General features: G+C 61.8%; 25 protein-coding genes and 4 pseudogenes. 12 read left to right on the top strand and 17 right to left on the bottom strand.

All coding sequences use genetic code 11. The features are described 5' to 3' along the window. Window positions 1-398: 398 nt before the first annotated feature. On the top strand, window positions 399-1,085 hold the full coding sequence (locus tag CN933_RS28935; protein ID WP_102763145.1) for an NnrU family protein: 687 nt from the start codon (window positions 399-401) through the stop codon (window positions 1,083-1,085). 127 nt (window positions 1,086-1,212) lie between these two features. Here the strand turns inward: CN933_RS28935 and CN933_RS28940 are convergent, their stop codons facing one another. Next, window positions 1,213-1,815 (bottom strand): UbiX family flavin prenyltransferase, encoded by a 603-nt coding sequence (locus tag CN933_RS28940; RefSeq protein WP_102763146.1) that lies wholly within the window; start codon window positions 1,813-1,815, stop codon window positions 1,213-1,215. Continuing rightward, the gene (locus CN933_RS28945) at window positions 1,812-3,320 is read right to left on the bottom strand and encodes a UbiD family decarboxylase (RefSeq protein ID WP_102763147.1); all 1,509 of its coding nucleotides are present in this window, start codon (window positions 3,318-3,320) and stop codon (window positions 1,812-1,814) included. Before CN933_RS28945 ends, CN933_RS28940 begins: the two co-directional genes overlap by 4 nt. Before the next feature lie 118 nt (window positions 3,321-3,438). Here CN933_RS28945 and ubiT point away from each other — a divergent pair, with 118 nt between their 5' ends. The 4 genes from ubiT to CN933_RS28965 are packed head-to-tail and all read left to right on the top strand — an operon-like array spanning window position 3,439 to window position 6,298. Then, window positions 3,439-3,945, top strand: coding sequence for a ubiquinone anaerobic biosynthesis accessory factor UbiT (ubiT, locus tag CN933_RS28950; protein ID WP_102763148.1), 507 nt, complete (start codon window positions 3,439-3,441; stop codon window positions 3,943-3,945). Next, complete coding sequence (gene ubiU, locus CN933_RS28955; protein ID WP_102763149.1) at window positions 3,936-4,913, top strand: ubiquinone anaerobic biosynthesis protein UbiU; 978 nt, start codon at window positions 3,936-3,938, stop codon at window positions 4,911-4,913. The genes ubiT and ubiU overlap by 10 nt, the downstream gene beginning before the upstream one ends. 6 nt (window positions 4,914-4,919) lie before the next feature. Beyond that, complete coding sequence (ubiV, locus tag CN933_RS28960) at window positions 4,920-5,855, top strand: ubiquinone anaerobic biosynthesis protein UbiV (RefSeq protein WP_102763150.1); 936 nt, start codon at window positions 4,920-4,922, stop codon at window positions 5,853-5,855. Beyond that, window positions 5,852-6,298, top strand: a complete 447-nt coding sequence (locus tag CN933_RS28965) for a hypothetical protein (RefSeq protein ID WP_102763151.1) — start codon at window positions 5,852-5,854, stop codon at window positions 6,296-6,298. The genes ubiV and CN933_RS28965 overlap by 4 nt, the downstream gene beginning before the upstream one ends. A 497-nt stretch (window positions 6,299-6,795) precedes the next feature. On the opposite strand, the gene adhP is transcribed toward CN933_RS28965, so the two are convergent. Both adhP and CN933_RS28980 read right to left on the bottom strand, forming a co-directional pair. Continuing rightward, window positions 6,796-7,818 carry an alcohol dehydrogenase AdhP gene (gene adhP / locus CN933_RS28975; RefSeq protein WP_102763152.1) on the bottom strand — a complete coding sequence of 341 codons (1,023 nt, stop codon included), beginning with the start codon at window positions 7,816-7,818 and terminating at the stop codon, window positions 6,796-6,798. A gap of 240 nt (window positions 7,819-8,058) precedes the next feature. After that, a complete protein-coding gene (locus CN933_RS28980; protein ID WP_102763153.1) occupies window positions 8,059-8,736 on the bottom strand; it encodes a YoaK family protein in 678 nt (225 codons plus the stop codon). A gap of 393 nt (window positions 8,737-9,129) precedes the next feature. Here CN933_RS28980 and CN933_RS28985 point away from each other — a divergent pair, with 393 nt between their 5' ends. Continuing rightward, a complete protein-coding gene (locus tag CN933_RS28985) occupies window positions 9,130-9,330 on the top strand; it encodes a hypothetical protein (RefSeq protein ID WP_102763154.1) in 201 nt (66 codons plus the stop codon). 135 nt (window positions 9,331-9,465) lie between these two features. On the opposite strand, the gene CN933_RS28990 is transcribed toward CN933_RS28985, so the two are convergent. The 5 genes and pseudogenes from CN933_RS28990 to CN933_RS29005 all read right to left on the bottom strand — a co-directional run bounded on the left by CN933_RS28990 (window position 9,466) and on the right by CN933_RS29005 (window position 12,033). Further along, window positions 9,466-9,984: a DUF4334 domain-containing protein gene (locus CN933_RS28990; protein ID WP_102763175.1), complete on the bottom strand. Its 519-nt coding sequence runs from the start codon at window positions 9,982-9,984 to the stop codon at window positions 9,466-9,468. After that, window positions 9,950-10,864 (bottom strand): hypothetical protein, encoded by a 915-nt coding sequence (locus tag CN933_RS28995; RefSeq protein WP_102763176.1) that lies wholly within the window; start codon window positions 10,862-10,864, stop codon window positions 9,950-9,952. Before CN933_RS28995 ends, CN933_RS28990 begins: the two co-directional genes overlap by 35 nt. 105 nt (window positions 10,865-10,969) lie before the next feature. After that, window positions 10,970-11,290: pseudogene (ligD, locus tag CN933_RS32630) on the bottom strand (non-homologous end-joining DNA ligase LigD); the annotation flags it as partial. Continuing rightward, window positions 11,267-11,722: pseudogene (locus CN933_RS32635) on the bottom strand (DNA polymerase ligase N-terminal domain-containing protein); the annotation flags it as partial. The pseudogenes CN933_RS32635 and ligD, both read right to left, overlap by 24 nt. A gap of 2 nt (window positions 11,723-11,724) precedes the next feature. Then, on the bottom strand, window positions 11,725-12,033 hold the full coding sequence (locus CN933_RS29005) for a hypothetical protein (RefSeq protein ID WP_102763155.1): 309 nt from the start codon (window positions 12,031-12,033) through the stop codon (window positions 11,725-11,727). Between the two features lie 172 nt (window positions 12,034-12,205). On the opposite strand from CN933_RS29005, the pseudogene CN933_RS29010 reads away from it, so the two are divergent. After that, a pseudogene (locus CN933_RS29010) lies at window positions 12,206-12,525 on the top strand (Y-family DNA polymerase); the annotation flags it as partial. Between the two features lie 23 nt (window positions 12,526-12,548). Here CN933_RS29010 and CN933_RS29015 read toward each other — a convergent pair. From CN933_RS29015 to CN933_RS29045, 7 genes and pseudogenes are all read right to left on the bottom strand, one after another. Further along, window positions 12,549-13,055: pseudogene (locus CN933_RS29015) on the bottom strand (BCCT family transporter); the annotation flags it as partial. A 171-nt stretch (window positions 13,056-13,226) separates the two neighbouring features. Continuing rightward, the gene (gene sucD, locus CN933_RS29020; RefSeq protein WP_102763156.1) at window positions 13,227-14,126 is read right to left on the bottom strand and encodes a succinate--CoA ligase subunit alpha; all 900 of its coding nucleotides are present in this window, start codon (window positions 14,124-14,126) and stop codon (window positions 13,227-13,229) included. A gap of 11 nt (window positions 14,127-14,137) precedes the next feature. Next, window positions 14,138-15,322, bottom strand: a complete 1,185-nt coding sequence (locus tag CN933_RS29025; protein WP_102763157.1) for a malate--CoA ligase subunit beta — start codon at window positions 15,320-15,322, stop codon at window positions 14,138-14,140. Between the two features lie 11 nt (window positions 15,323-15,333). Then, window positions 15,334-16,275, bottom strand: a complete 942-nt coding sequence (locus CN933_RS29030) for an HpcH/HpaI aldolase/citrate lyase family protein (protein ID WP_102763158.1) — start codon at window positions 16,273-16,275, stop codon at window positions 15,334-15,336. Between the two features lie 22 nt (window positions 16,276-16,297). After that, entirely contained in the window at window positions 16,298-17,488 is a 1,191-nt protein-coding gene (locus CN933_RS29035) for an aminotransferase class V-fold PLP-dependent enzyme (RefSeq protein ID WP_102763159.1), read from the bottom strand. A gap of 177 nt (window positions 17,489-17,665) precedes the next feature. Then, entirely contained in the window at window positions 17,666-18,295 is a 630-nt protein-coding gene (locus tag CN933_RS29040; RefSeq protein ID WP_102763160.1) for a response regulator transcription factor, read from the bottom strand. 547 nt (window positions 18,296-18,842) lie between these two features. Then, window positions 18,843-19,532 (bottom strand): haloacid dehalogenase type II, encoded by a 690-nt coding sequence (locus tag CN933_RS29045; RefSeq protein ID WP_102763161.1) that lies wholly within the window; start codon window positions 19,530-19,532, stop codon window positions 18,843-18,845. Between the two features lie 604 nt (window positions 19,533-20,136). On the opposite strand from CN933_RS29045, the gene CN933_RS29050 reads away from it, so the two are divergent. From CN933_RS29050 to CN933_RS32485, 5 genes are all read left to right on the top strand, one after another. Beyond that, a complete protein-coding gene (locus CN933_RS29050; RefSeq protein ID WP_102763162.1) occupies window positions 20,137-21,138 on the top strand; it encodes a phosphotransferase in 1,002 nt (333 codons plus the stop codon). An 8-nt stretch (window positions 21,139-21,146) separates the two neighbouring features. Continuing rightward, a complete protein-coding gene (locus CN933_RS29055) occupies window positions 21,147-22,517 on the top strand; it encodes an aspartate aminotransferase family protein (protein ID WP_102763163.1) in 1,371 nt (456 codons plus the stop codon). A 104-nt stretch (window positions 22,518-22,621) separates the two neighbouring features. Next, window positions 22,622-23,305, top strand: coding sequence for a GntR family transcriptional regulator (locus tag CN933_RS29060; protein ID WP_164867085.1), 684 nt, complete (start codon window positions 22,622-22,624; stop codon window positions 23,303-23,305). Between the two features lie 348 nt (window positions 23,306-23,653). Beyond that, window positions 23,654-24,136 (top strand): GNAT family N-acetyltransferase, encoded by a 483-nt coding sequence (locus CN933_RS29070; protein ID WP_210204027.1) that lies wholly within the window; start codon window positions 23,654-23,656, stop codon window positions 24,134-24,136. 651 nt (window positions 24,137-24,787) lie between these two features. Further along, a complete protein-coding gene (locus tag CN933_RS32485) occupies window positions 24,788-25,084 on the top strand; it encodes an SOS response-associated peptidase family protein (protein ID WP_348627627.1) in 297 nt (98 codons plus the stop codon). Between the two features lie 6 nt (window positions 25,085-25,090). Here CN933_RS32485 and CN933_RS29090 read toward each other — a convergent pair whose 3' ends face one another. Beyond that, complete coding sequence (locus CN933_RS29090) at window positions 25,091-25,366, bottom strand: hypothetical protein (protein ID WP_102763167.1); 276 nt, start codon at window positions 25,364-25,366, stop codon at window positions 25,091-25,093. Window positions 25,367-25,564 lie beyond the last annotated feature (198 nt).

A 25,564-nucleotide genomic window follows, 5' to 3' on the forward strand; every position in this document is an offset into this window, starting at 1 on the left:
CCGCTCCATCGTCTTGAGGCGAAGTATGGCGAGTTGCTCGCGCTTTGCGATGCGGTCGAGTCCATCATCGATTCGCTTGGGGGCCCCATGGACCGGGACCTCTGCATAGCGACCGCGGCAAAGATCCGATCATTGAGCCTTGGACAAACGTCCAATGAGCCGCAGCCTTCGGCGCTTGATGTACGTACGACCCGTGCGGGTCGAGCAGTCGCCCTAGACGGTAGCCACGTCGCAGACACGCTCCGATCGGCCGCATCAGATCGATGCGCAGTTTCTTGGGAGACAGTCGCTTTGATGCTACACGCTTTCCTCGAGGGGCTCCGCCACCATGTTGCAGCTGAACAGGCAATCATCGCCGCGATAAAGCGGTCGAATACAGCGCACTGAGGAAGACGACTATGGCCGAGTTCCTTCTGGCACTGTTTGTCTTTCTCATCCTTCACTCGGTTCCGGCGATCCCCGCCATCCGCGAGCGGCTGTTGATCCTGCTCGGCAGGGCGGCCTATTTCTCGATCTATTCGCTCGCTTCCATACTCGCACTCGCTTGGGTGCTCTACGCAGCGCTTGACGTCGACTATATCCCGCTCTGGCAGCCTGCCGCCTGGCAGGCCTGGGTGACCTTGATTGCCGCTCCAGTCGGCGTGTTTCTCGTGCTTGCCGGTCTCTTCAGTATCAATCCGCTATCGGTCTCGATCCGCCAAGGACAGAGAGTGGGCTCAATCGTCTCGGTTACTCGCCATCCGGTTCTCTGGGGGTTCGCCATCTGGGCGATCGGCCATCTCGTCGCCAACGGCGACGTGCGCTCGCTGATCCTCTTCGGCGGCTTTGCGCTTTTTGCTCTCGGCACCATACCTATGATCGAAAAGCGCGCCCGGCGCCGACTTGGAGATCAATGGCAGCACCAGTCTGCGAAGACCTCCATTCTTCCGTTCGCCGCCCTCTTCTCAGGGCGCACCCTTTTGTCCGGCGACACGCCAATCGCCATCGCCACCGCGGCAACGGCACTATTGACCCTGTGGCTGCTTGCCGGAGGCCATGCCGCCCTGTTCTATGCCGACCCTCTCCTCCTCGCGACGGCACAATAGTTGGCCATGCCTCAGTCCATCTCAGTGGCCTCCCGACCCGAACTTCGGACGTAGCGGATTCAACCGTCTTGCTTGGCTTCATGCCGCTCGCCACCAGCGGTAATGCGGCGCTTGTCCACCCGGAACCCTATCTCGCCGCAGTGTGCTGACGGTGGGACTGCGGATCCCATTCGGTTGTAAGTGGCTCCCACGGCAGGCCGACCAGATCGATCGCGCGCGCTGCAAGATGGTCGATGATCTCTTCGACGCTTTGCGGCCGTTGATAGAAGGCCGGCACCGGCGGCATCACGACCGCTCCCATTTCGGTAACTGCCGTCATGTTGCGCAGGTGACCGAGATGCAGCGGCGTCTCGCGCGTCATCAGCACGAGCCTTCGCCGCTCCTTGAGGTGCACGTCCGCCGCTCGCACGATGAGATTGTCCGCAAGACCGGCAGCGATCGCCGCCAGAGTCCGCATCGAACAGGGGACGACAATCATACCTGCAGTCCTAAACGAGCCGCTAGCCGTTGCCGCTCCGATGTCCCGTATTTGATAGCTACGATCGGCGGTCGTCAGCAATTGATGCAGCGCGTGCGGGCCGACCTCGTGGAGCAGCGTGCGCCTTGCGGAATCCGAGACGATCAGATGCGTCTCGACGGAAGGGATTTCCGCAAGGCGCTGGACGACCCGGAGCGCCAGCGCGGCACCGGATGCCCCCGAGACGCCGACCACGACCCGTTTCTTACTCATCGCGTTATTCCCAGGCCCAGTTCAGTCCAAACTTGATCGACCTTCCCGACAACTTCCGCCGACATCTCAAGCACGCGTCCCCATTCGCGGGTTGTCTCCGGCTCGAGCTTGCGCGTCGCGTCGAGACCGAGCTTGCCACCGAGCCCCGGCTTCGGAGACGCGAAATCGAGATAGTCGATCGGCGTGTCGTGGAGGATGGTCACGTCGCGGCTGGCGTCGAACCGGGTCGACAGCGCCCAGATGACGTCGCTCCAGTTCCTGACGTGGATATCGGGGTCGACCGCGACGATGAGCTTCGTATAGTTGAACTGCGGCAGCATCGACCAGAGCCCCATCATGATACGCTTCGCCTGACCGGGGTAGCGCTTGTCGATGGAGACGACCATCGCACGATATGAGCAGGCCTCCGGAGGCAGGTAAAGATCGACGATCTCCGGGAACTGCCGCTTCACCAGCGGCAGGAAAAGCTCCATCATAGCCTCGCCGAGCTTCGACGGCTCGTCGGGCGGGCGGCCGGTAAAGGTCGAGAGATAGAATGGCCTGCGGCGCATTGTGATCGCCGACAACGACATCACCGGAAAACGTTCGACGGAGTTGTAGTATCCCGTGTGATCGCCATAGGGACCCTCCTCGGCGGTGTCGCCTGCCGCGACGACCCCCTCGAGGACGATCTCGGCATTGGCCGGAACAGACAGCGGCACCGTGACCGCCGCCGCGACCGCTGGCCGCTCCGCCTTCAGCAGCCCGGCGAAGGCAAGCTCGCTCATGCCTTCCGGCAGCGGCATCACCGCGGCGAGGATCGTTGCCGGGTCGGCGCCGATGGCGACCGCCACCGGCATGGCTTCGCCGCGCTGTTGCCACATGCGATGGTGTCGAGCGCCGCCGCGATGCGCGAGCCAGCGCAGGATGAGCCGGTTCGGTCCGAGCACCTGCATGCGATAGATGCCGACATTGACGTCGCTCGGATCGTCCGGCGCACGGGTGATCACCAGTGGCCAGGTGACGAGTGGCGCTGGCTCTCCCGGCCAGCACCATTGGATCGGCAGCCGCGAAAGGTCGGCCTCCGCGCCGCGCCACACCGTTGCCTGCGCCGGCGGTCGCGCGACGCTTCGCGGCCGCATCGCAAACGCGGTCTTCAGCAGGGGCAGCTTTCCCCAGGCGTCCGACAGCGATCGCGGCGATCTCGGTTCCCGCAGTTCCGCCAGCATTTCCGCAAGGCCCGGAAGACCCCCTGCGGGCAGCCCTAAACCCCACTCTATCCGCTCGATCGTGCCGAACAGATTGGCGAGCAGCGGAATGTCGCAAATGCGGCCGGAAGCGTCGACCGGCTTCTCGAACAGCAGGGCTGGCCCGCCCGCGAGGAGGACGCGCCGGTGGATCTCGGTGACCTCATGAACGAGCGAAACGGGCCGCGCTATACGGCGCAAGCGGCCGCGCCGCTCGAGCATGGCGGCGAAGTCCTGGAGGTCGGAAAAGCGGCGGATGACTTGATCGCTGCGATACATGCGAGGTGTCTCGCCCGCGAAAACCCTTCTGTCTTTGCTCCAGCGCAAATTGCCCACTGAGGTTGCCGCTAGGTTCTCCGCAGAAGTAACCGAGTCGTCATTAGCAAAAGCGAGAGATATGGAATTCCCACGCCTGCTGACAGCACCTCTTGCCGTCGTGCCTATCGCTTTGATCGACGGGGCGGTGAAGTTGATGTTCAAAAGCTTGCTCGAAAGGCATCCCGCGCTCTTCGACCGCCTCGGGGAGCACAGGGGGAAGCGCTATGCCTTTTGTCCGCTCGACGTGCCGCTCGTCTTTGTGGTGGAGCCGTCACGCGCGGCGGTGTCGGTAACGCGCAAGCCGGCCGATTGCGCTGCAGACGCTGTCGTGGAGGGCCCCCTATTCCTGCTACTGGCGCTTCTGGAAGGCCGCTGCGACGCAGACGCCCTGTTCTTCTCGCGGGCGCTCACCGTCGGCGGAGACATGGAGGCGATGCTGGCCCTTCGCAACGCACTCGACGGCTGCGAGATCGACCTGCCGCGCGACCTTGGCGCTTCCGCCGGGCCGCTCGGACCGCTGGTCAGCCGCACCGCGGCAGCAATCCGCCGCCGCACGCTTTCCGGGGAGAATGCCGCATGGAACTGATCTGCCCGGCGGGGACGCCCGCCGCTTTCCGCGAGGCCGTCGATGCCGGTGCTGAAGCCGTCTATTGCGGCTTCCGCGACGAGACCAATGCGCGGAATTTCCCCGGCCTCAACTTCTCGCGCGAGGAACTCGGCGAAGCCATCGCTTATGCCCATCGGAGAGGCGCTAAGACCTTCGTCGCGCTCAACACCTTCATGCGCGCCGGACATGAAGGCTTGTGGTACCAGGCAGCGGCGGACGCGGTCCGGCTCGGCGCAGACGCGCTCATCCTTGCGGACTTCGGCCTAATGGCCCATGTCGCGGAAACCTATCCCGAGCAGCGGCTGCACGTGTCGGTGCAGACATCCGCGTCCAATCCGGATGCGGTGAATTTCCTGGTGGGGGCCTTCGGCGCAAAGCGGGTCGTGCTCCCGCGCACGCTGACGATCTCCGACATCGCGCGGCTCGCCCGCCAGATCCGCTGCGAGATCGAGGTCTTCGTCTTCGGCGGGCTCTGCGTTATGGCGGAAGGTCGCTGCTCGCTGTCATCCTACGCCACCGGCAAATCGCCCAACATGAACGGCGTGTGCTCCCCCGCAAGTCACGTGCGCTATCGGCAGGACCGGGGTGATCTCGTCTCCGAGCTTGGCGCCTACACCATCAACCGCTTTCCCCGTGACGAGGCGGCCGGCTATCCGACGCTCTGCAAGGGGAGGTTCGACATTGCGAATGCCCGCGGCTACGCCTTCGAGGATCCGGTCTCGCTCGACGTCATGGAACAGATCGACGCCCTCCGGGAGGCGGGCGTCAGTGCACTGAAGATCGAAGGGCGGCAGCGGGGCAAGGCCTATGTCGCCGAAGTCGTCGCAACCCTACGCAAGGCACTCGATGCTCGCCCGGAAGAGCGCCGTACGCTTCTGGCCCGCCTCAGGCTGTTGAGCGAGGGGCAGCGGACGACGTCCGGCGCCTACGAAAAACGCTGGAGGTAAACAGGCATGAATGCCGGCAAACCCACGCTGACGCTCGGTCCGGTCCTCTATCTCTGGGAGGGGGAAAAATGGCGGGACTTCTACTTTCGCATCGCAGACGAGGCTCCGGTGACCCACGTCGTCATCGGAGAGACCGTCTGCTCGAAGCGGCTGCACTTTACCGATCCCCATTTCCCGCCGGTGATCGAGCGGCTCCTGGCGGCGGGAAAACGCATCGTCTTTTCCACCCTCGCCCTCGTGACGCTCGAGCGCGAGAGCCAGTATGTGCGCAGTCTGGTTGCCGACAGCCCCTACCCCGTCGAGGCGAACGATCTCTCCGCTCTGGCCCTGCTTGAAGGCGAGCCGCACTGGATCGGGCCGCTTGTCAACGTCTACAACGCTGCGACGGCCCGTGTGCTTGCGAGGCGGGGCGCAAGGAGCATATGCCTGCCCCCCGAACTTCCGGCAAGTTCAATCGACGAGATCGTTTCGCAAACGCCCGGCGTCGCCTTCGAAATGCTCGCCTTCGGCCGCATGCCACTTGCAATTTCGGCCCGCTGCGCTCATGCCCGCGCCAAGGGGCACATCAAGGACAACTGCCAGTTCGTCTGCAAGGACGATCCTGACGGACTGGCCGTGAACACGCTCGACGGGCAGTCCTTTCTGGCGCTCAACGGCGTGCAGACGGTTTCCTTCACCTGTCAGGCGCTCCTAGCCGATCTGTCGGACCTCATCGGTTCCGGAGTGAGGCGCTTTCGCCTTTCGCCACAGGATTGCGACATGGTGGCGGTCGCCCGTCTCTACGACGAGGTCCTGCAGGGCAACGTGGATGCTGAAGACGGTCTCGTCCGGCTGCGGCAGATCTATCCCGCCGCCCCGTTCTCCAACGGGTTTCACCACGGACAGGAAGGCGCCGCCTGGGTCGCCCGCGCACGAAACATTGCACACGGAGCAAACGCATGAAAGCGAACGATTCCGCATTGGAAATCGCATCGACCTTCGCACAAGCAAACGAGGAGATCAGCCGCGCAGTCGGGCGCATGCGTGGCGCGGTCCTGAGCAGCGCCGTCGACTGTGAATGCCGCGACCGAGTGGACGGGGCGCTGCGCGACCTGGAAAAACTTGAACGGAACCGAATCGCGCAGCGCCTGCTGGCCGCTGCCGACGAGCAACGGCGAAGGATCGAGGCGCTGCTCGTGTTGCTTGCTGATTTCGACTCGAACGAACCCGCGGCGTTGGACGACGGCATGATTGTTGAAGCGGGCTTGCTCTTCGGCGACATCGCCGCGACCGCCGAGCTGGGTTCAAGTCTGTTGAGACAATCGCGCCAGCTTCGGTTTGCAAGCGACATGGTGAAGGAGATTTCCGAAAGCGCCAGTTGCGCGTCTGCCGGCATCGATGAGTAAAGCCACTCAGTATAATGAAGGGATGGACTGTATGAACGCCTTGAAGCGAACCCCGTGGCGAGAAGCGGCACTGGACATCGTCGTGTCTCAGACCATCGCTCTTGGAGAGATGAGTTCTCTATTCGAAGCGCTCCACGAGGAGCAAAAGCACGCGGGAGGTACAGATGGGCGTGTTCTTCGTGACACGTGCCGTCCTCTCCGTATCCGACCCTGACGGCCGGTAAGAAAATGAAGCCGCGATAGCCGACTGTTGGGAGCGCAAGCTTTGATAATTGGTCTGCTCTTTGGGGAACTCGTTGAATCCAATAAGTACGCTTTGCGCTCTCCCCAGTTACATACATGGCGTGAGAGTGAATTAGATTGACATCGAGGCCTTCCCAGGCACTCCCGCGCGAGTCATATCGCTGCCGTTTAGACCAAGAGTGAGACTACCCCCTGTCTACCGGATAGGTCGCCAGGGGGTAGTCTTTTCGACACCGCGGTCTGTAATCGAAAACTCAACCGTTCAGATCGAGAACGATACGGCCGTCTATCTTGCCTGCTTCCATTCGCTCGAAAATGGCGTTGATGTTCTCAATCTTGTCCCAGGAGAAGTGGGCCGCGACCTTGCCCTCGCCGGCAAATTCTAATGCCTCCTCGAGATCCTGGCGGGTGCCGACGATCGAACCGCGTACCGTGATACGCTTCAACACCGTGTCGAACACCGGCAGGCAGATCTGCCCGGGCGGCAGACCGACCAGCGCCATCGTACCTTTCGAACGCAGCATGCTGTAGGCCTGTTCCATGGCCTTCGGCGAGACTGCCGTGACCAGCGCGCCGTGCAGGCCGCCTGTTCGCCTCTGCACCTCTTTGACCACGTCGGGCGCCCGCGCGTCGACAACAAGATCGGCGCCGAGGTTCTCGGCAAGGGCGAGCTTGTCGGAGAATATGTCGGCTGCGGCGACATGCATGCCCATGGCCTTGGCGTACTGGACCGCCATGTGGCCGAGGCCGCCGATGCCGGAGACGAGAACCCATTCTCCGGGTCTGACCTCGGTCTCCTTTAAGCCTTTGTAGACTGTCACGCCGGCACAGAGCACCGGAGCCGCCGGTCCGAATTCCAACGTCCTGGGCAGCCGCCCAACGTAATCGGGATCAGCTAGGCCATATTGGGCAAAAGTGCCGTCGACCGAGTAGCCGGTATTCTGCTGGCTGCCGCAGAGCGTCTCCCAGCCGGTGCGGCACGGCGTGCAGCAGCCGCAGGCGGTGTGCAACCACGGCACGCCGACCCGGTCCCCTTCCTTCAGGTGTGTGACGCCGGCGCCGAGCTTGGCAACGTAGCCAACGCCCTCGTGACCGGGAATGAAAGGCGGATTGGGTCTCACCGGCCAGTCGCCCTTGGCGGCATGCAGGTCGGTGTGGCACACGCCCGTGGCCTCGTATTTGATCAGGACCTGTCCGGGTCCTGGCTGCGGAACCGGAACTTCCTCAATCACAAGCGGCTTGCCGAACTCTCGGACCACAGCGGCTGTCATCGTCATGTCGATATCCTCCAAAGCTCAATGTCGGCGCCGGCGAAGCCGGCAGTGCGCACCCCCTTCGAGCAGCGCTAACGAGCAAGAGCTTAGCGGCTGGGGACCAGCGTTCCTTGACGGGCATCAAAGAAGGGCATTTCCACGAGAAAGTTGTCTCAGAAGCGAGGCCGTGGCCCGCACAAACCAGGGCGGCCGGCAACCCTGACTTGGATACGGTGGCAGAGGGACAGCACGGGCACATTCGCCCTAACGATTTTGGATGAACCTACTTTGCCAGCGGCGGGGTATCTGGAACGCTACGGCAGTAAGCAACAGGGCGGCAAGCGACGGCACCCATAGAGCGAGATCCCCTGCTTCTCGCACCAGGACCGCGCCCATGATGGCTCCTGCAAACATGCCAAGCCACGGCACGATTTGAATGATCCACTGCGTGTTGCGGACGCCCATCGCCCACCGCCCGAGTCCGCGGCCGAAGCGCGAGAGTGCCCCCGTGACGTACGTCAAACCAACCGGCAGACCTTCGATCTGCTCGACAGAGGCGTTGACCGCTCCCATGGCGAAAATGAGCAAAACGAAACGGAGTTCTGGTTGGCCTTCTTGCAACGCGGCGCATGCGAGGAGAACAGATACAAACAACAAGGCGGCTTGCGGTCTAAGCCGGATCGATACGATCACTCCCGCGGCGTTGCCGAGTACGAAGCTGACCAGCCCTCCTATGAGAAGCAACCCTTGAGCGGCATCGCCTTGGACGAGTGCGACGGACGCACGAGTCGTGTTGCCGCTCATGAAGGACACGAAGTCTCCGATGGACATGAGTCCTATGGCGTCGGTCATGCCCGCTAGGAACGATATTGCAGCGACAAGCGCCAGACCAACAGAACTCCGCCGCCGTTTTATGATCCGCCTCCGCCGCTGCACCGTCATTGGTTTCTTCCCAAATTGAAACGCAGGAACGAAAGCAAACTGCGCCCTCTGTGGCAAGCACTCCAACTCCGCTGAGACCACTTCCCAGAGAATACGGAGGAGGGGTGCTTCTCAAGGCGTGGATTGCGCAACCGGCTATCGGCTCGCACCTCACCAGCGCCCGCTTTAACATAACCCGGTGGCGAACGCGCAAGCATCGTTGCGATCAGCGAGTTGAGAACTCTTCGGCACGTGTGAAAAGGCAATCTACGGAATGCTTGGGGCGATGGGATTTGGTTTGGTGCCGGTTTCCGTTGGCGAAGGGTGCAACTTAGCCGTAAGCGTGGCGTGATGACCGCCTACCGGCACTGCCGCGGAGTGGGAATAGTGTCCACCAAGTGCTAAGTGGACACTATGGCGGTATTTGATGTCGGGAATGAGCGCGCCGGCGCGGGGTCAACAGCAACCTGCTTTTTGGATTTAAACCGGTCGTATCGCAAGAGACCGCTTTTCCACCGCTGGGAACTGTCTGCGCTACACGCTTCCTACAAAGGACTGCGCGAGGTACAGGCCAACGCCGCGGTGTTCGACATGAGCAGGAAGCCGGACGGCTAAAACAGACAGGGCGCTCGACCCTTGCGGGGAGCGCCCTGTCGGACCCGGACGACCGCGCGCGGCAGGTAAACTGCTCGGGCCAAGCGATCATCGAAACGGGTGCTAGGCGATAGATGATGTCCCACTCCCCGGTTTTCAAGGCTCATCGACACGCTCGAGTTCGAAGAAATAGATCCGCTCGTCGCCTCTGATCGTCATCGCCCCCATGATCCTCACCTCATCGATGCGCCGGAAAAAATCGATGATGGGCTGGTGGTCATAGACCATGGCTGCGCTCTCGACGCCACGAAACACCAAGCTCTTCAAGGAAGCCACTGGCCCTCTCGCCCGCAGTCGACGCTGAAGATGGGAAAACAGATTTCTCGCCACACGCGTCCTCCCGAGCTGATGGAAGCGCAGCGCCAGGCCAAGCGGTATCCAACTCGGTTCGAGGGCGACCAGCCGGCGTTCGCCCGAGCAAAACAGCAATGCGTCGGCGCGCATGTCCGGCGTGAACCGTTTGCCGAACCAGCCGAGATTTTCCAGCACGCCGTCGAACGGATGTCCTGCCGGTATGCCGCGTCCCCTCCAGAGGCCGACGAGTTCCCGCGGCTCGATCTGAGGTAGGCGTTGAAACTCCTCACAGACCGTCTGCTGTTCTCTCACCGGAAGAATTATCCTTCTGCTTCCGCTCCCTGACCCGACGCTTCGATCTGGCGTCCCGTCGGGCGATCCGCAACTCATCCAGCGTCGGCGTCCACCAGCCTCGATCGAGCTGGCTCTGGGTGGGCGGTGTTCGTGCGGGCCAGGCCGTCACCAGTTCCTCGAGTGCGCCCGCTCGCCAGGAGGCCCAGACATATTCTTCGCGCTCAGCCGCGGGAAAATAGAACATACTCACCGCCGCCGGGCCGGCCAGTTCACCGTCCGTGCCGGTGAAGAAGACGACGCCGACATGCGTGCCGATCGCGCGCTCGAGCGGCGGGGCGTCATGGGCGGGAACCGGATAGCGCTTGCGCCGGCGCTCCCTTGCCTTCGCTTTGGACGTCTCGTCTGCCTCTGTACCCTTGAGCGCTTCGCGCCTTTTGCGGCGGGCTTCGGGCTCGCTGCGCATAGCGGCCCGTTCGATCGCCGGCCAGCGCCGCCGGAGTTCGTCAAACGAGCGGTAAGGTACAGTCCAGAGGCGCCGATCGGCGTCCCAGCGCGCGTGCGGGATTTCGCGTATTTCGTCGATGACGCTACGTGAATAGGGGGTCCGGATCTGAAAGGTTGCCGGCCCGGCCTCAAGGTAGCGGCTCTCGATCGGCTCGAAGGCGAAGGCGTCCCTGCCCTTCTCGTCCGCAAACCTGTCGGCCTCCGCCTCCATCTCGGCCAGCCAGCGGCTGATGCGCTTTTGGGCTGTGCGGCCCGGCACGAACCATGCGTTCAACCTGTCGCTCCAGCGGGCACGCGGGAACGCCTCCCGAAACTGTGCAATCGTTATTCGGTCATGAGGTAGGTCTGTCGTGGCGCCCACACGGGCGGGCGCGGGAGATTGGTCGTTCGTTTCTTCATCCATCCTGTTCGAGCGGCCGTTGCCGTCACAATAGTCCTGCCAGGCTGTGGTTTTCGCAAGCAGAGCCGGTACCGTGCGCACGGTATATCGCTTCGGGTTTAGGTTCGATTTCACCTGCGTCCAGTTGAGCGGCATCGAGACTGTCGCGCCCGGGCGAGCCCGCGGTGACAGCGGCGCCACGGCCGTCGCCATCCGATCGTTGCGGAGATAGTCGAGGAAGATCCTTCCGCCGCGAAGGCTCTTGGTCATCTTGATGAGATAGAGGCCGGGATTGTCGCGAGCCATTTCTTGGCAGACATCATGGGTGAAGCCCTTGGCCTCTGACCATGACAGAGGCTTGCGCTTATTGATGGCAAGCGGGGTGACGACATGCAGTCCCCTGCCGCCGGTGGTCTTGCAGAAGCTGCCGCCATCGCGGTCATTGCGCATACGGACCAGGACGAAGCTGCCGTGCAGCCGCTTGCCCTCGAGCGTGAACTTGAAGTCACCCTTCCTCAGGGCCTCTTCCGGCGACTTCCTGCCTTCCGGCTCCCAATAGCCGCGGTCCCACAGCATCACCGTGCCACCGCCATATTGACCTATGGGAATGGTGCCTTCGAAGTCGCCGTAGTCGAGCGGGTGATCTTCAACCTCGACGGCCAAGCGCTTGTCATGCGAATCGAGCGAGGGTCCTTTGGTCACCGCCCAGCTCTTGAACACGCCGTCGAGCTCGAGCCGCAGATCATAGTGAAGCCGTGTGGCGTCGTGCTTCTGGATCACGAATCGCCGGCGGTTCGACGGTTTGACCTGAGCCTGACCGCTCGGTTCGTTTGTCTTCTGAAAATCGCGCTTGGCACGATATTTTGAGAGATTGTCGGCCATGCTCAGCGGCTCGATACCCGGAGCGCGCCAGCGTCTGCGAAACTGCGCTCGACGGCAGTGGCTTGGCTGGATGCAATGTCCGCCGAGACCTCGATTCCGCCTGCGAGCGGCGCGTCACGACGAGCGCCCTCTTCATGCGAGGCGTCGCCACCCGACGGCGCCGCACCGGCGGTGTTGCGGTCGCCGGCCGCTCGGATGAAGATGTTGGCCCGGGATATTCCGTGCTGCTGAACCAGATGTTCGACAGCAAGGTCGGCGGCCTCTCGCGTTTCGAATGTCGCACTGATCGTCGTAGTCCTGTCGTCCGTCATCTGGCTCTCCCGTGTTGCTTTGACAGGATGACAACGCCGCCGGCGGCCGGTAGTTTCGATCGCGAGCTCGAGGCGCACGCTGAAATGGTTGTTATCGCGACGAAGCCTGCCATGTGCTCGCTTTGTTCGGCGTATTCCACATGCCGACGCAATCGCGATCGCTGAAGCCGCCATGAACGACATGAGCTCGATCCCAGTTCGAAAAAACGTCCATGTCGACATGGACGCGTTTTATGCGTCGGTCGAGCGGCGGGATAATCCGGCACTTCGAAATAAACCAATCGCCGTCGGCGGATCGGCGGCCTGCGGCGTGGTGGCGGCGGCAAGCTATGAGGCTATGGTGTCCACTCGGCGATGCCGTCGGTGACCGCCAAGCAAAAATGCCCGGACCTGATCTTCGCGTCGCGCTTCGACGTCTATGAAGCGGTTTCGCAGCAGATCCGCGCGATCTTCGCCGAATATACTCGAATGATCGAGCCACTCTCGCTCGAGGGGCCTCGATCTGAAGCAGCAGACTTTCCCTTGCGGAAGGTGAAATAGGCGATGGCGAGGCCAACCACCGCGTAGATGGTCCAGGGGTGAAGCGCCCAGTGGAAGTAGGAATACTTCATCGCGACGGGGCTTTCGAGACTCCTCGGAGCGGCCTGCCCATGCGGCGGGCTGTCGAAATGATAGATGGGTTCGGCGACGCCCCAGAACATTAGGCCAATGCCGATGCCCATGCCGACGCTGAACATCATGCAGATCCACTAGGCGGTACGGAATTCCGGCCGCTCGTCATCTTGTCCGAGCCGGATCTTGCCGAAGCGGCTTACGGCCAGGAAGAGTGCGAAGATCAGGAAGCCGGCCGAAGAAACGACGAACCCCCAGCCGAAGCCGTCAATGATGCTGTTGAGAACCACCTTGCAGATAGAGGACAGGCTTTCAGGAAACACCGTCCCCCAGCCGACGAATCCCAGGATGATGAACATGGCCGGCCAGAATACGGCCGGATCGATCCGACTAGGTCGTGATTGCTGCATTTTTTCCTCCTCCTAGTTAGTCCCTCGGCGGCCGGTGCTACCGCGCGGCCCACCCTCATGCGACCCTATCCGGCGGATCGCGTCCGTCGACAAAGGCGTGCTATTCTCGACCACCTTCATCCCCATCGCCGTCCGCGTCTGTTTTGTCGCGCTCCCGACGGGCTTTCCCAATCAGGCAGCCTTGCCCATGGCGGACAGCACGTCCGCCACTGTGTCGCCGAAGGACGACGGGGTCGGAACGATCGCGACACCCGCACTCTTCAGGATTTCGACCTTTTCCTGCGCCGATTCGCCGAAGGCGGAGATGATCGCGCCAGCATGGCCCATGCGGCGGCCCTTCGGCGCCGAAAGGCCTGCGATATAGGCGATCAGCGGCTTCTTCATGTGGTCGCGCGCCCATAGTGCGGCTTCAGCCTCCTGCGGGCCGCCGATTTCGCCGATCATCAAGACCGCATCGGTGTTTGGATCTTGCTCGAAGAGCTCCAGCATGTCCTTGAAGGACGAGCCGTTGACTGGGTCGCCGCCGATACCAACCGAGGTCGACACGCCGATGCCGAGTGCCTTCATTTGGCTTGCGGCCTCATAGCCGAGCGTGCCCGAGCGGCCGACGATGCCGATGCGGCCGGACAGATAGATCGATCCGGGCATAATCCCCATCAGCGCCTCGCCGGGCGTGATCATGCCGGCGCAATTCGGCCCGATCAGCGTCATGCGGTCCTCATAGCGGTAGCGCCGCATGTAGCGCTTGACCCTGATCATGTCCTGGGACGGGATCCCGTCTGTGATGCAGACGCAGAGCCGGATGCCGGCGTCGGCCGCTTCCATGATCGAGTCGGCCGCAAAGGGCGGCGGAACGAAGACGATTGAGGCATCCGCGCCGGTTTCCTGCACGGCGCCCTTCACCGTGTTGAAGACCGGCATGCCGAGATGGGTCTGGCCACCCTTGCCCGGGGTGACGCCGCCGACCACGTTGGTGCCGTAGCGCTTCATATCTTCGGCGTGGAAGCTGCCGATCTTGCCGGTGAAGCCCTGGACGATGACGCGGGTATTCTTGTCGAGCAGAATGGACATGTCTGGGCTCCTCAAGCAGCCTTGCCGGCAGTGAACGAACGCCATGCGGCGACTGCCTTGTCGGCAGCTTCGGCCAGCGTTTCCGCGACGATGATGTTTTCGCCGGCTTCGGCGAGGATGCGCCGGCCCTCTTCCATGTTGGTGCCGGAGAGGCGGACGACGAGTGGAACCGGCACGCCGACTTCGCGCAAAGCCTTGATCACGCCTTCGGCCACCCAGTCGCAGCGGTTGATGCCGGCGAAGATGTTGACGAGGACCGTCTCGACTTGTCTGTCGTTCAACACGGCGCGGAAGGATTTCGCCACGCGATCGGGCGAGGCGCCGCCGCCGATGTCGAGAAAATTCGCGGGCTCACCGCCGGCGATCTTGATCATGTCCATGGTCGCCATCGCCAGGCCCGCACCGTTGATGATGCAGCCGATATTGCCGTCGAGACCGACATAGGAGAGCCCACGGTCGGACGCGTAGGTTTCGCGCGGATCCTCTTGGCTCTTGTCGCGCATCTCGGAGATATGCGGCCGGCGAAAGAGCGCGTTCTCGTCGAAGCTCATTTTCGCGTCGAGCGCCACGAGGTCACCCCGATGCGTCACGACCAGCGGATTGACCTCCAGCATCGAGGCGTCATAGTCGACGAAGGCGCGATAGCAGCCGAGCAGGGTCTGCGTGGCGCGGCCGATCAGGGCATTGTCGATGCCGAGCCCGAATGCGATCTCGCGGGCCTGGAAGTCCTGCATGCCGACACCGGGATCGACGGTCGCGCGGATGATCGAGTCCGGCTCGGCCTCGGCGATCTCCTCGATCTCCATGCCGCCCGAAGACGAGGCGACGATCATGATGCGCTCGGATTTGCGGTCGAGCACGAAGCCGATATAAATCTCGCGTGCGATATCCATCGCCTCCTCGACATAGAGGCGGCTGACCAGTTTTCCCTGCGGGCCGGTCTGGTGCGTCACAAGCGTGCGGCCGAGCATGGAATCGGCGGCCTCGACGATCTCGTGGTCGGAGGAGCAGAGCTTGACACCGCCCGCCTTGCCGCGCGCACCGGAGTGGACCTGCGCCTTCACCACCCATTGGTCACCGCCGATCTCCCTGGCACGATAAGCCGCCTGCTCGGGACTATAGGCAAGGCCGCCGCGCGGGATATGGATCTGGTAGCGGGCGAGAAGTTCCTTGGCCTGATATTCGTGAATGTCCATCTCTGTCTCCCTCAGCGGCTGGCGATGATTGCTTCGTGGGTGGCGAGCACGTTGCGGGCCATGCGCTCGGATGCCGCGTCGATCATTTTGCCCTCGAGCGATGCGGCACCCTTGCCTTGGCTCTCGGCGAGCTTCAGCGCCTCAATGATGCGGCGGGCGCGGTCGACCTCGTTTTCCGGTGGAGAGAAGATATCGTTAGCGAGTGCGATCTGGCTCGGATGGATCGCCCACTTGCCTTCGATGCCGAGGGCTGCGGCACGGCGCGCAGCCGCCTTGTAGCCGTCGGGATCGGAGAAATCTCCGAAGGGGCCATCGATGGCGCGCAAACCATAGGCTCGGCAGGCGACCGTCATGCGCGAAAGGCCGAAATGCCACTGGTCGCCGGGATAATCCGGGTTGAGCCCGCCGATATTGACCGTACGGGCCTTCAGGCTCGCGGCGTAGTCGGCGACACCGAAATGCAGCGCTTCGAGGCGTCCGCCGAAGGATGCGATGGATTCGACATTGGCCATGCCGAGCGCGGTCTCGATCAGCGCCTCGAGGCCGACGCGGGTCTTGTAGCCCTTGGCGATCTCGATCTGGTTGACCATGGCTTCGACCATATAGAGGTCGGCGGGCACGCCGACCTTCGGCACCAGCAGGGTGTCGATCCGGTCGCCGGCCTGCTCCATCAGGTCGACGACGTCGCGGTACATGTAATGCGTGTCCAGCCCGTTGATGCGTACCGAAATGGTCTTGCCGCGGCCGCGCCAGTCGATCTCGTTCAGCGCTGCGATGATATTGGCGCGGGCCCGCTCCTTGTCCGGCGGCGCCACCGCATCCTCGATGTCGAGGAAGATGTAGTCGGCGTCGGAATTGACGGCCTTCCCGATCATTTCAGGGTTCGAGCCCGGTACTGCGAGTTCGCTGCGCTGCAGCCGCAGGCGGCGGAGATGGTTTATCGTATGGCTCATGATTTCCTCTCCTTGCCGGTTTTCAGGCTGCCTTGGCTGACGACGCGGCGGGGGCAGAACGGAATTGGCTGATCGCCGCACCCACGCCCGCGCCCGCTTCGATCTTCACGCCGCAATCGAGCAGCGTCAGTTCGGCGGCGGAAAGCGCGCCCAGGACCATGACCTCGTTCAGCGAGCCGAGATGGCCAATGCGGAAGACCTTGCCGGCTACCTTGCTGAGCCCACTGCCAAGCGAGGTGTTGTAGGCTTGGTAGGCGTGGCGGATGACCTCAACCCCATCGATGCCCTCCGGCAGACGGATCGCCGAGACGGTGTCGGAATGCCACTTCGGTTCGGTCGCGCAGAGCTTGAGCCCCCAGGCGGAGACCGCGGCGCGGACGCCGTTGGCGAGGTGATGATGGCGGACGAAGATAGTCTCCAGGCCTTCTTCAAAAATCAGGTCCAGCGCGGCCCTGAGGCCGCGCAGCAGCTGCGTCGGCGGCGTGTAGGGGAAGTAGCCGGTGTCGTTGGTCTTGATCATGTCCTCGAAGGAGAAGTAGCAGCGCATGTGGCGCGCGGTCTTGGCCGCCTCGAGAGCCTTCTGGCTGACAGACAGGAAGCCGAGGCCGGCGGGCATCATGAAGCCCTTCTGCGAACCGGAGACAGCACAGTCGACGCCCCATTCGTCCTGGCGGAAATCGATCGAGCCGATCGAGGAGACGCCATCGACGAAGAGCAGTGCCGGATGGCCGCAGGCGTCGAGCGCGGCGCGCACCGCGGCGACATCCGAGGTGACGCCGGTCGCGGTTTCGTTATGCGTTACGAAGACGGCCTTGATCCGGTGCGCCTTGTCGGTGGCGAGCCGCTCGGCATAGAGCTCGACCGGCACGCCTGTTCCCCACTCCCCCTCGAGGCAATCGACCTCGAAACCGAAGCGTTCGGCCATGTCGACCCAGAGATGCGAGAACTGGCCGAAGCGGCTCATCAGTACCCTGTCGCCGGGGGAGAGCACATTGGTCATTGCCGCTTCCCAGGCGCCGGTGCCGGACGACGGATAGATGAACACGCGACCGGTCTGGTTCTTGAAGACCTTCTTGATGTCGGCAAAGAGCGGCAGCGTGAGCTCCGGAAAGCCTGGAGAGCGCATGTCCTCCATCGGCAGGTTCATCGCCTGGCGAACCTGCTCGGGAATGTTGGTGGGGCCCGGAATGAAGAGATGATTGTAGCCTGACATCGTTCCTCCAATGGCTGCGTCCGCGGACGGCGTTTCCTCGGCACCAAAGCTGCCTTTCGGGGCATGCCCGCACAACACTCGCTCAGGCAGAAAAGAATGCCGGACGGGCAGCGCGAGCGCGGCCCTGACGGGTGGTCGCCTGGAGGAGATGGGTAGGAGAAGACTACCCGCAGGTAGTCACTCCTGTTTGCGCCGGCGCTCCTTGGCGTAAAGGGCGACTGCCATGGCGCGATTGCGCACCTCGAGCTTGTCGTACAGATTTTTGAGGTGGTATTTCACGGTATTCTCGGAAATGCCTGTTCTGGCGGCGATTTGAATATTGGTCCAACCATTGGCCAGCATGCCGAGCAGCTCGGTTTCCCGAGAGGTGAGCTGTTGGAACGGCGTGTTCGAGATTTTCGAGAGCACCGTATAGGGAATGCAGATCCGACCCTGCATTACGGCGGTGAGCGTCGCGAACAGGATTTCAGGATCTTCGAACTGGTAGCAGAGACCATTGACACCAAGCCGGATCGTCTCGTTGACGACCGAAGGATTGCTGGTGTCGGCGAAGAGAACGATCCGGGGGTCGAATCCGAGCCGGCCGAGATCGGCGAGCACTTCGGGCGCCTCGGCATCGTCGAGCTGCCAACTGAGCAGCACGCAGTCCGTCTCGACGGAGGCAAGCTTCTCGCAAAGTTCGGCCGATGTCCGCGCCGTATCAACCATGGAAAACCTGGCGTTTTCGGAAAAAAGTCCACGAAGAGCGGCAATCACCAACGGGTTGCGCTCCGCGACCAAAACTCGGCCTTCACCGTCCTGCGACATGTGCCTCCCTGCGTCTTATGCCGTGACATGCGCCCATGAGCGATGGCCTGGACACTACCATCAGACGTCGCGCACATTTCACCGTCGAGCGACGAAACGTGTCCTAAAACGCCTTCTTCCGAGGGTAATGTGCACAGGGTTCCGCACATCTCTGCTTCGGAGTGGCTAGCAGAGCACGAGTAGACATCGATCACGCGAGCACGCCGCGACCGGAAGCCAACCCGGTCATCCCACTCCGTTCCACCTCTCGCTCCCATCTCCTCAACGCCGACAATGGTACCCGCATCGGGGTACCATTCCGCCTCTTCCGTCCGATGTACGGAGTCGACCAGCAGATTGCGGCCGTTTTCCTCGGAGGCCGTTCATATAGGTCCTCTGAATGGCCGTTGCGTCACGTTCGGATCACACCATTCTCTAACGCCAGCAGGTCACTCGTGCGGAAGGGGTCCCCGGAAAGGCCGTGCTTTGCTCCCTTCGAGCGATAAAGAGAAGGGGCGAATGAACCGCCCCGGTCTCATCGTAGCAACAGTGCCTGAGCGCTAGTTTTTCAGGCGCGCCTGAGTGCGGGCTCCAGGCCAACGGCGGCGGCTAACCCGCCGATATCCTCGATCTCGGTATATTCGTAATAGGGATTGGCTGGCTCATGGCCGCGGTTGACCCAGACCTTGCTCTTGATGCCCAGGTCATAGGCGGTCATCAGGTCGTAGCGGAAAGATGAGGACACATGAGTAATGTCTTCGGGCCCGCAGCCGAGCTTGTCGAGCATGTATTCGAAGCCCTTCATCAGAGGTTTGTATGCCCCGACTTCTTCTGCAGTGATGACCATATGGATTGGCGCGCCCAGCTTTTCCACGTTCGACATGATCAAGCTGTTCATGGAGTTCGACAGGATGACCAGCGGAATTTCCTCGGCCACCCTGGACAGGCCAGCCGGGACGTCCGGGTGCGGACCCCAGGTTGGCACTTCGTCATAGATGCGTTGCGCGTCTTCGGGTTTGAACGGGATACCGATGCGTTTGCAACTGCGTTCGATGGAATTGTGCACCACTTCGAGGAAAGGTTTCCATGGCCCTAGCACCTCGTCAAGGCGATAGCCTCTAAAAGCCTCGACAAAGCGGGCCATCGTTTCTGGGGAGAGGCGCTCCGCGTAGACGCGTCGCGCAGCGCCGGCCATATCGAAATTGGTGAGTGTGCCGTAGCAGTCGAAGGTGACGTACTTCGGTCGAAATCGAGTCATGGCGTGTATTCCTTCCAAATTTCACGGCACAGTGTGCCTATACAAGGTCAGGTTGCTGGGCATGCCGCCTGTCTAAAGAGTCGCGGTGCCGATAGACCGCAATGCGGCAGCGTATCTGATCAGTTTCATTGCCTTCGCCTCTTTTGGTATCAGGCCAATTCCACCCAGCGGAGCACTCCAACTTGCTTGCTGCACTCCGGCCAGTGAGGAGCACATTGGCATAACTTTGTGGCAATGGCAATTAAATTGTCCAACAATTTTAGAGGACCAATCGTCCTGCTGGTTACCAGCAGCTTGAGTGCGTCGTTATTCACACAACACAAATTGCGTGGTGAAGCGACGAAAATCCCTAGTATTCGCTCGTTCGTGCACGCATTCACCAGAAAATCTCGCGCAGTCGTCAATCGTCCTTCGGCAGAGAAAGACCATTCCAACGGCAAGAAATCTCAATCAAAAAATAAATTGTTGTACAACAATTAGAAAGTGAGATACTAAGGCCTCGAGCTGCCCATTCCCGAGGCAGGATCTGAATGAGTTAAAGATGGGTCACAAGCATCAGTGTGGGCCAGCCCGCGTCCCTGAGCTTTCCGAGGCGTGTCACCCCGTGGGCGCTGCGGAAGCCGAAGAAATCGCCGCACGGCTATATGGCGCGCGAGGCTCGGCCACGCGCTTTGAAACCGAGAAAGACGACACGTTCCTCCTCAACTGCGCGGCCCGGGGGAAATTTGTGCTGAAGATCGCTCATCCTTCCGAGCGGATGGAGGAGCTCGATTTTCAGGTCGCCCTGCTGCGTCATCTGGAGCAGCGGGCGCCAGATCTACCCGTCCCCCGTGCACTTCGCGACGCCGACGGTGTTGATTTGCCCAGCGTCACCACCAGGGCCGGCGAGCGGCGGGTGGTGCGTCTCATCACCTTCCTCCCCGGTACTCCGCTCGACCGGACATCTGCCACAGCCCCACAGCGCGAGCGGATCGGTGAAATTCTGGCAAAGCTGCGTCATTCCATGGCCGATTTCTCGCATCCCGCAGACGGCCGGGCGCTGGCATGGGACGTCACCCATCTGCTCGATCTCGCCGATCTGTTGAGTTTCATCCCCGGGGGCGGCAAGCGGGCCTGGACCGTCCGCGCGCTCGAGCGGTTTGCCGAAGTCAAGCCGAGCCTCGACCTGTGCCGGCGGCAGGTGCTCCACAACGACTTCAATACGTCGAACCTAGTCGTCAATCACGCCAGCCCGCAGTTCCTGACCGGCGTCATCGACTTCGGCGATGCGGTCCGTACCGCTGTCGCCGTTGATGTCTCCACGGCGTTGATGAATCAAATGCCAAAAACGTTCGACCAAGGGAACCGGCGTGACCTGTTCGACGAACCGCGCGACGTTCTGCGCGGCTATCTCCGCCACGCCGAACTGACGGACGAGGAACTTCGGCTCATCCCCTTCCTGTCGATGGGCCGTCTTGCGGTCCGTGCGCTTCTGACGTGCTGGCGTGCCGAAATATTCCCCGAGAATAGCCGCTATATCCTGCGCAATACCGAAGTCGGCTGGACGCACCTCGAGTGGTTCCACTCGATTTCGACCGCACAGATTTCCGATCTTCTGACACGATAGGAACCGTGATGTCCCAGCAATCGACTACCCTGCCCAAGGGCTTCCGTGGCGACATGCCAAATGGCTTCAACCCCCAGGACACGTCTCATCTCACAAGGGAAGACTTGGCGCATATCGCCAGGCGGCAAAGGCTGCTCGGGCCCGCTTATCGGCTCTTCTACAAGTCGCCGGTCGAGATCTCCCGTGCCAAGGGCGTCTTCCTCTATGACAAGCACGGCGCCGAATATCTCGACGCTTATAACAACGTGGTATCGCTGGGTCACTCTCATCCACGCGTCATCGAGGCGATCCAGAGGCAGCTCGAGATACTCTGTACCCACACGCGTTACATGCAGGAGCCCCTGCTGGACTATGCCGAAGCCCTGATCAATACGTTCGGTGGCGAACTCGGCCGAACCGGATGCGCGATGTTCACATGCACCGGCTCGGAAGCTAACGATCTCGCCTTGCGTATCGCGCGTTACCACACACGCAAGACCGGCGTCATCGTCACGGCCGAAGCCTATCACGGCAACAGCGGCGCGGTGGCGGCAATCTCGCCGTCGCTCGGCAAGAAGTCGGCTCTGGATCCCTATGTCCGCACGGTCGCCGCGCCCGATTCCTACCGCCTACCCGTCGAGGAAATCGGCCGGCGGATGGCGGAGGATGTCACGCGGCAGATCGCCGACATGGAGCGGCATGGCGGCGGCCTGGCGGCCTTCATCGCCGACTCCGTCTTCTCCTCCGATGGTCTCTATGTCGATCCGACGGACGTATTGGCGCAGGTGGCGGAAGTGGTGCGCAAGGCAGGCGGCCTGTTCATCGCCGACGAGGTGCAGTCCGGATTCGGGCGGACCGGCACCCATTTTTGGGGTCACTCCCGTCACAAGGTCGATCCGGACATCGTGACAATGGGCAAGCCCATGGGCAACGGCTATCCCGTTGCCGGCGTAGTCCTGCGACCCGAACTCATCGCCGAATTCGGTTCCAGCATGCGCTACTTCAACACGTTTGGCGGCAACTCCGTCGCTATTGCCGCGGCAAGAGCCGTGCTCGACACGATCGTCGAAGAGGGCTTGTTGGACAACGCCACCAAGGTCGGCGGCGAAATCCTCGACGGCCTGCGGGACCTGCAGAGGAAATATGAATTCGTCGGCGATGTTCGCGGGGTCGGCCTCTATTTCGCCGTCGAACTCGTCGGGGATAGAGACCGGAAAACGCCGGACATGGACCGTGCGCTTGCTGCCGTCAATGCATTGCGCGACCGGCGCATCCTCATTTCCGCGACGGGAGCGGACGCTCATATCCTGAAGATCAGGCCCCCGCTCGTCTTCACATCGGCCAACGCGGCGCGTCTCCTCGAGGGCGTCGACGAGGCGCTTCGGTCCGTGCAGATCTAGGACTCACCCCCATGCAGCCGGGGGGCACAATATCATCTCCCTTGCCCTATGCCGCCGCATGTGGCGTAGGTATGAAAACAAAATCAACGAGCAAAGCCAAAGCCATGCCGACGCTGCACGCCAAGTATCAAGCCGAAGATCTTGAGATGAAAGTCGAGCCCATGCCGGCTAGCGCGGTGGAAACCCTGACACACGCCTTGCGACGGCGCATCTTGTCGGGAGATTTCCATCCGGGCGAGTTCCTTCGCGACGTGAAGATGTGCGAGGAGCATTCGACCTCGCGGCACACATTCCGTACAGCAGCCCAGGTGCTCGTCACGCAGGGGCTGCTGCGTCAGATACCGAACAGAGGCTTTGTGGTGCCTGAATTCGGGCCCGACGATATCGTCGATATCACACGTGTGCGCGGCGCCATCGAAGGCGAGGCCATTCGTCTGATCGTGCTGACCGGCGTCATCCCATCTCAGGCGCTGGAGGCGGTCGAGGTTATGCACAGGTCGACTCTATCCACCGACCGATCCCTGTTGGTTGGCGCGGACCGTGACTTCCACCGCGCGATTATCGCCGCCAGCGGCAGCGCTCGGCTGAAGCGAACCTATTCAGACCTCGAGGGCGAGATCGAGCTTCTCCTCGCACAGCGGCAGGATTTCTACGCCACTGCCGAAGAAATGGCGGAAGAACACGAGCGGCTCATCAACAGCTTAAAAAGCCGACACTACGATACGGCGCGGGAGGCGTTCCAGGAGCACTGGGAAGATCTCCAGATCAAATTGCTCGATCAACGCTGACCAATGCTCCCATAACCGGCCAAGCTACGCCGTGGATGCCGCCGCCGCCGGTTCGGCGCGGAGCAAGCACCATCTCGGGTGCTTCCTCTCCGGCTGGGACAAGATGCTGGTCGATGCCATGACGGTGCGGATGACGCTCAAGCCGCAGAGCCTCAGCCGCGTACCGGCCGGATTCCTCGGCCCATCAGCACAAACTCGGGACGAAAGGTCAGGTTGGCTCTTTCGATTTCGCGTGGAGGGTGATGCAACCTCGAAGCGCCGAGGCGGAGCCGCCATTTGCCAGTTCGCAAAGGATAAAACACCATGACCCGCTTCTCAGCGCCTACCGCCAAGGCTAATGATGCCGCCATGTATATTCGCCCCGCCTCATCCGCAGACGCTCCCGCCGTCTGGTCGATTATTGAACCCATAATCCGAGCGGGAGAAACCTATGCGCTTGATCCCAACCTGAGCCGGGCAGAGGCTCTCGCGTACTGGATGGGGGCAGACAAGGAAGTGTACGTAGCCGAGCAAGCGGGCGCCATCCTCGGCACCTATTACATGCGTTCCAATCAGGCGGGCGGTGGTCAGCATGTTTGCAACTGTGGATACGTCACAGCACCTAATGCGACCGGCAAAGGCGTCGCACGTAGTTTGTGCGAACACTCAATGGCAACCGCCCGCGCCCACGGGTATCGGGCGATGCAGTTCAACTTCGTCGTGAGCACCAACCTGCGGGCCATTTCGCTATGGCAGAAAATGGGTTTTGAAGTCGTGGGCACATTGCCCGGCGCGTTCAGGCACCCGACGCATGGCTACGTTGACGCCTTCGTTATGTATCAAGCGCTATAAAGGCAGTTGGCGTTTGCGATGTAGAGTGAGATGCTGTCTGCCCGTGCGGTCGCGGTGACAGTTGCGTCCTTGGCCGTTTCAGCACCCGCCCGCCGATGGCCGCGATAGGACGGTGAGTGGATGAGGCAGATCGCACCGTCGAGTCTGACAAGCGAGTCCACGCAGTTTTTCACCAAGATCAACCGAGTGCCTGACTGACCAGCGGGTAGTTGCGGTGATACGTGGGTCTGCTTTGCCCGCACGCGGTGAGCCATCCTGCAAAGATCCTTGGCGCGCGCTGCGCTGCGTGTGATTTTCGCAATTGGGTGAACCGCTGGGAGATCGCCTCGAGGTTCGGCAGCCAGAGCACCCGTGACGAATTACGGTCGAAGCTCCGATGTTCACGCTGCGGAAACAAGAGCAACAATGGTTGGCGGCTCGGCAGGATCGACCGCGATTCGGAGTGGGTGGATGTGCAATCGATACCGCATCGAAGTCGAATTCGATGAGTTGTGGCATGCGGCGCGCCGGCATAGCGACATGACCGACTGGGCCAGCCCGACAACGGAAGTATTCCCCAACAAGCAGGGCGTGTGATCCGCAACAACGCCGATGGCGAGCGCGAGCTGGTCAATCTGACCTGGGGCATGCCGTCGCCGCCGACAGTCACAGATGGCAGGCCCGATTACGGCGTCACCAACATTCGAAACCTCGGCTTTTCCCATTGGCCCCGCGGGTCGGCGAGCACGAACTGTTCGCCTTCTCACCTGCGAGGCCAACTCAGTCGTCAAGCCGATCCATCCGAAAGCAATGTCCATCATCCTGACCGAGCCGGAGGAAATCGAGCTGTGGCTGACGGCCGATTGGAAGGACGCCAAGGCGCTGCAGAGGCCGTTCCCTGCAGAGGCGATGACGTTGCTGCCGGTTGGGCAGCAAACAGAAGCTGGTCAGCAAGCGACGCTCTTCTGAATGCTCTCAACGCTGGCGGCTGAGTCCCTGGTAGTATCCACCTTCACCGCCCTTCACGACCCGTTGAACCGGTTTCACCGTGCTTGGGAAGCCATATATGGCGGATTTCGTCCTGATGCCGCCGGTCGCGCTATCGTCGGTTTTCTTGGCGGGCGAAGCGGCTCGGCTCTTCGCATTGATATCAACGCCTTCGTAGTAGTCGAAGGCGGCGAGCGCGGGTCCGAAGCTCGCAAGGGTCCCAAACGAGACGATAGCGGCTGCGATATAGTGCTTGGTTGTCATTGAATTCTCCAATGAAAGAACTCAAGGGGCAAAACACCTCCATTTGGCGGCTTTTCCTTGGGTTCGGTTACGTTTTGACCGGCACTCGCACCGATCGGCAAAGTCTTTCTTCCGCCGGACAGATCGCTTTTGCTGTCCTTCGGTTCTGAACCATTCTCCAATGCGTGACCTGATGCCGGTGGCTTCGGTCACAGAGTG

This window comes from Sinorhizobium sp. M4_45, from assembly GCF_002885915.1.
Taxonomy (GTDB): Bacteria; Pseudomonadota; Alphaproteobacteria; order Rhizobiales; family Rhizobiaceae; genus Sinorhizobium; species Sinorhizobium meliloti_A.

Bases quoted from the DNA above. Each gene is read 5' to 3' on its own strand.
- CN933_RS28935 (WP_102763145.1), top strand. From the start codon at position 399: ATGGCCGAGTTCCTTCTGGCACTGTTTGTCTTTCTCATCCTTCACTCG.
- CN933_RS28940 (WP_102763146.1), bottom strand. From the start codon at position 1,815: ATGAGTAAGAAACGGGTCGTGGTCGGCGTCTCGGGGGCATCCGGTGCC.
- CN933_RS28945 (WP_102763147.1), bottom strand. From the start codon at position 3,320: ATGTATCGCAGCGATCAAGTCATCCGCCGCTTTTCCGACCTCCAGGAC.
- ubiT (WP_102763148.1), top strand. From the start codon at position 3,439: ATGGAATTCCCACGCCTGCTGACAGCACCTCTTGCCGTCGTGCCTATC.
- ubiU (WP_102763149.1), top strand. From the start codon at position 3,936: ATGGAACTGATCTGCCCGGCGGGGACGCCCGCCGCTTTCCGCGAGGCC.
- ubiV (WP_102763150.1), top strand. From the start codon at position 4,920: ATGAATGCCGGCAAACCCACGCTGACGCTCGGTCCGGTCCTCTATCTC.
- CN933_RS28965 (WP_102763151.1), top strand. From the start codon at position 5,852: ATGAAAGCGAACGATTCCGCATTGGAAATCGCATCGACCTTCGCACAA.
- adhP (WP_102763152.1), bottom strand. From the start codon at position 7,818: ATGACGATGACAGCCGCTGTGGTCCGAGAGTTCGGCAAGCCGCTTGTG.
- CN933_RS28980 (WP_102763153.1), bottom strand. From the start codon at position 8,736: ATGACGGTGCAGCGGCGGAGGCGGATCATAAAACGGCGGCGGAGTTCT.
- CN933_RS28985 (WP_102763154.1), top strand. From the start codon at position 9,130: ATGGCGGTATTTGATGTCGGGAATGAGCGCGCCGGCGCGGGGTCAACA.
- CN933_RS28995 (WP_102763176.1), bottom strand. From the start codon at position 10,864: ATGGATGAAGAAACGAACGACCAATCTCCCGCGCCCGCCCGTGTGGGC.
- CN933_RS29005 (WP_102763155.1), bottom strand. From the start codon at position 12,033: ATGACGGACGACAGGACTACGACGATCAGTGCGACATTCGAAACGCGA.
- sucD (WP_102763156.1), bottom strand. From the start codon at position 14,126: ATGTCCATTCTGCTCGACAAGAATACCCGCGTCATCGTCCAGGGCTTC.
- CN933_RS29025 (WP_102763157.1), bottom strand. From the start codon at position 15,322: ATGGACATTCACGAATATCAGGCCAAGGAACTTCTCGCCCGCTACCAG.
- CN933_RS29030 (WP_102763158.1), bottom strand. From the start codon at position 16,275: ATGAGCCATACGATAAACCATCTCCGCCGCCTGCGGCTGCAGCGCAGC.
- CN933_RS29035 (WP_102763159.1), bottom strand. From the start codon at position 17,488: ATGTCAGGCTACAATCATCTCTTCATTCCGGGCCCCACCAACATTCCC.
- CN933_RS29040 (WP_102763160.1), bottom strand. From the start codon at position 18,295: ATGTCGCAGGACGGTGAAGGCCGAGTTTTGGTCGCGGAGCGCAACCCG.
- CN933_RS29045 (WP_102763161.1), bottom strand. From the start codon at position 19,532: ATGACTCGATTTCGACCGAAGTACGTCACCTTCGACTGCTACGGCACA.
- CN933_RS29055 (WP_102763163.1), top strand. From the start codon at position 21,147: ATGTCCCAGCAATCGACTACCCTGCCCAAGGGCTTCCGTGGCGACATG.
- CN933_RS29060 (WP_164867085.1), top strand. From the start codon at position 22,622: ATGCCGACGCTGCACGCCAAGTATCAAGCCGAAGATCTTGAGATGAAA.
- CN933_RS29070 (WP_210204027.1), top strand. From the start codon at position 23,654: ATGTATATTCGCCCCGCCTCATCCGCAGACGCTCCCGCCGTCTGGTCG.
- CN933_RS32485 (WP_348627627.1), top strand. From the start codon at position 24,788: ATGGCAGGCCCGATTACGGCGTCACCAACATTCGAAACCTCGGCTTTT.
- CN933_RS29090 (WP_102763167.1), bottom strand. From the start codon at position 25,366: ATGACAACCAAGCACTATATCGCAGCCGCTATCGTCTCGTTTGGGACC.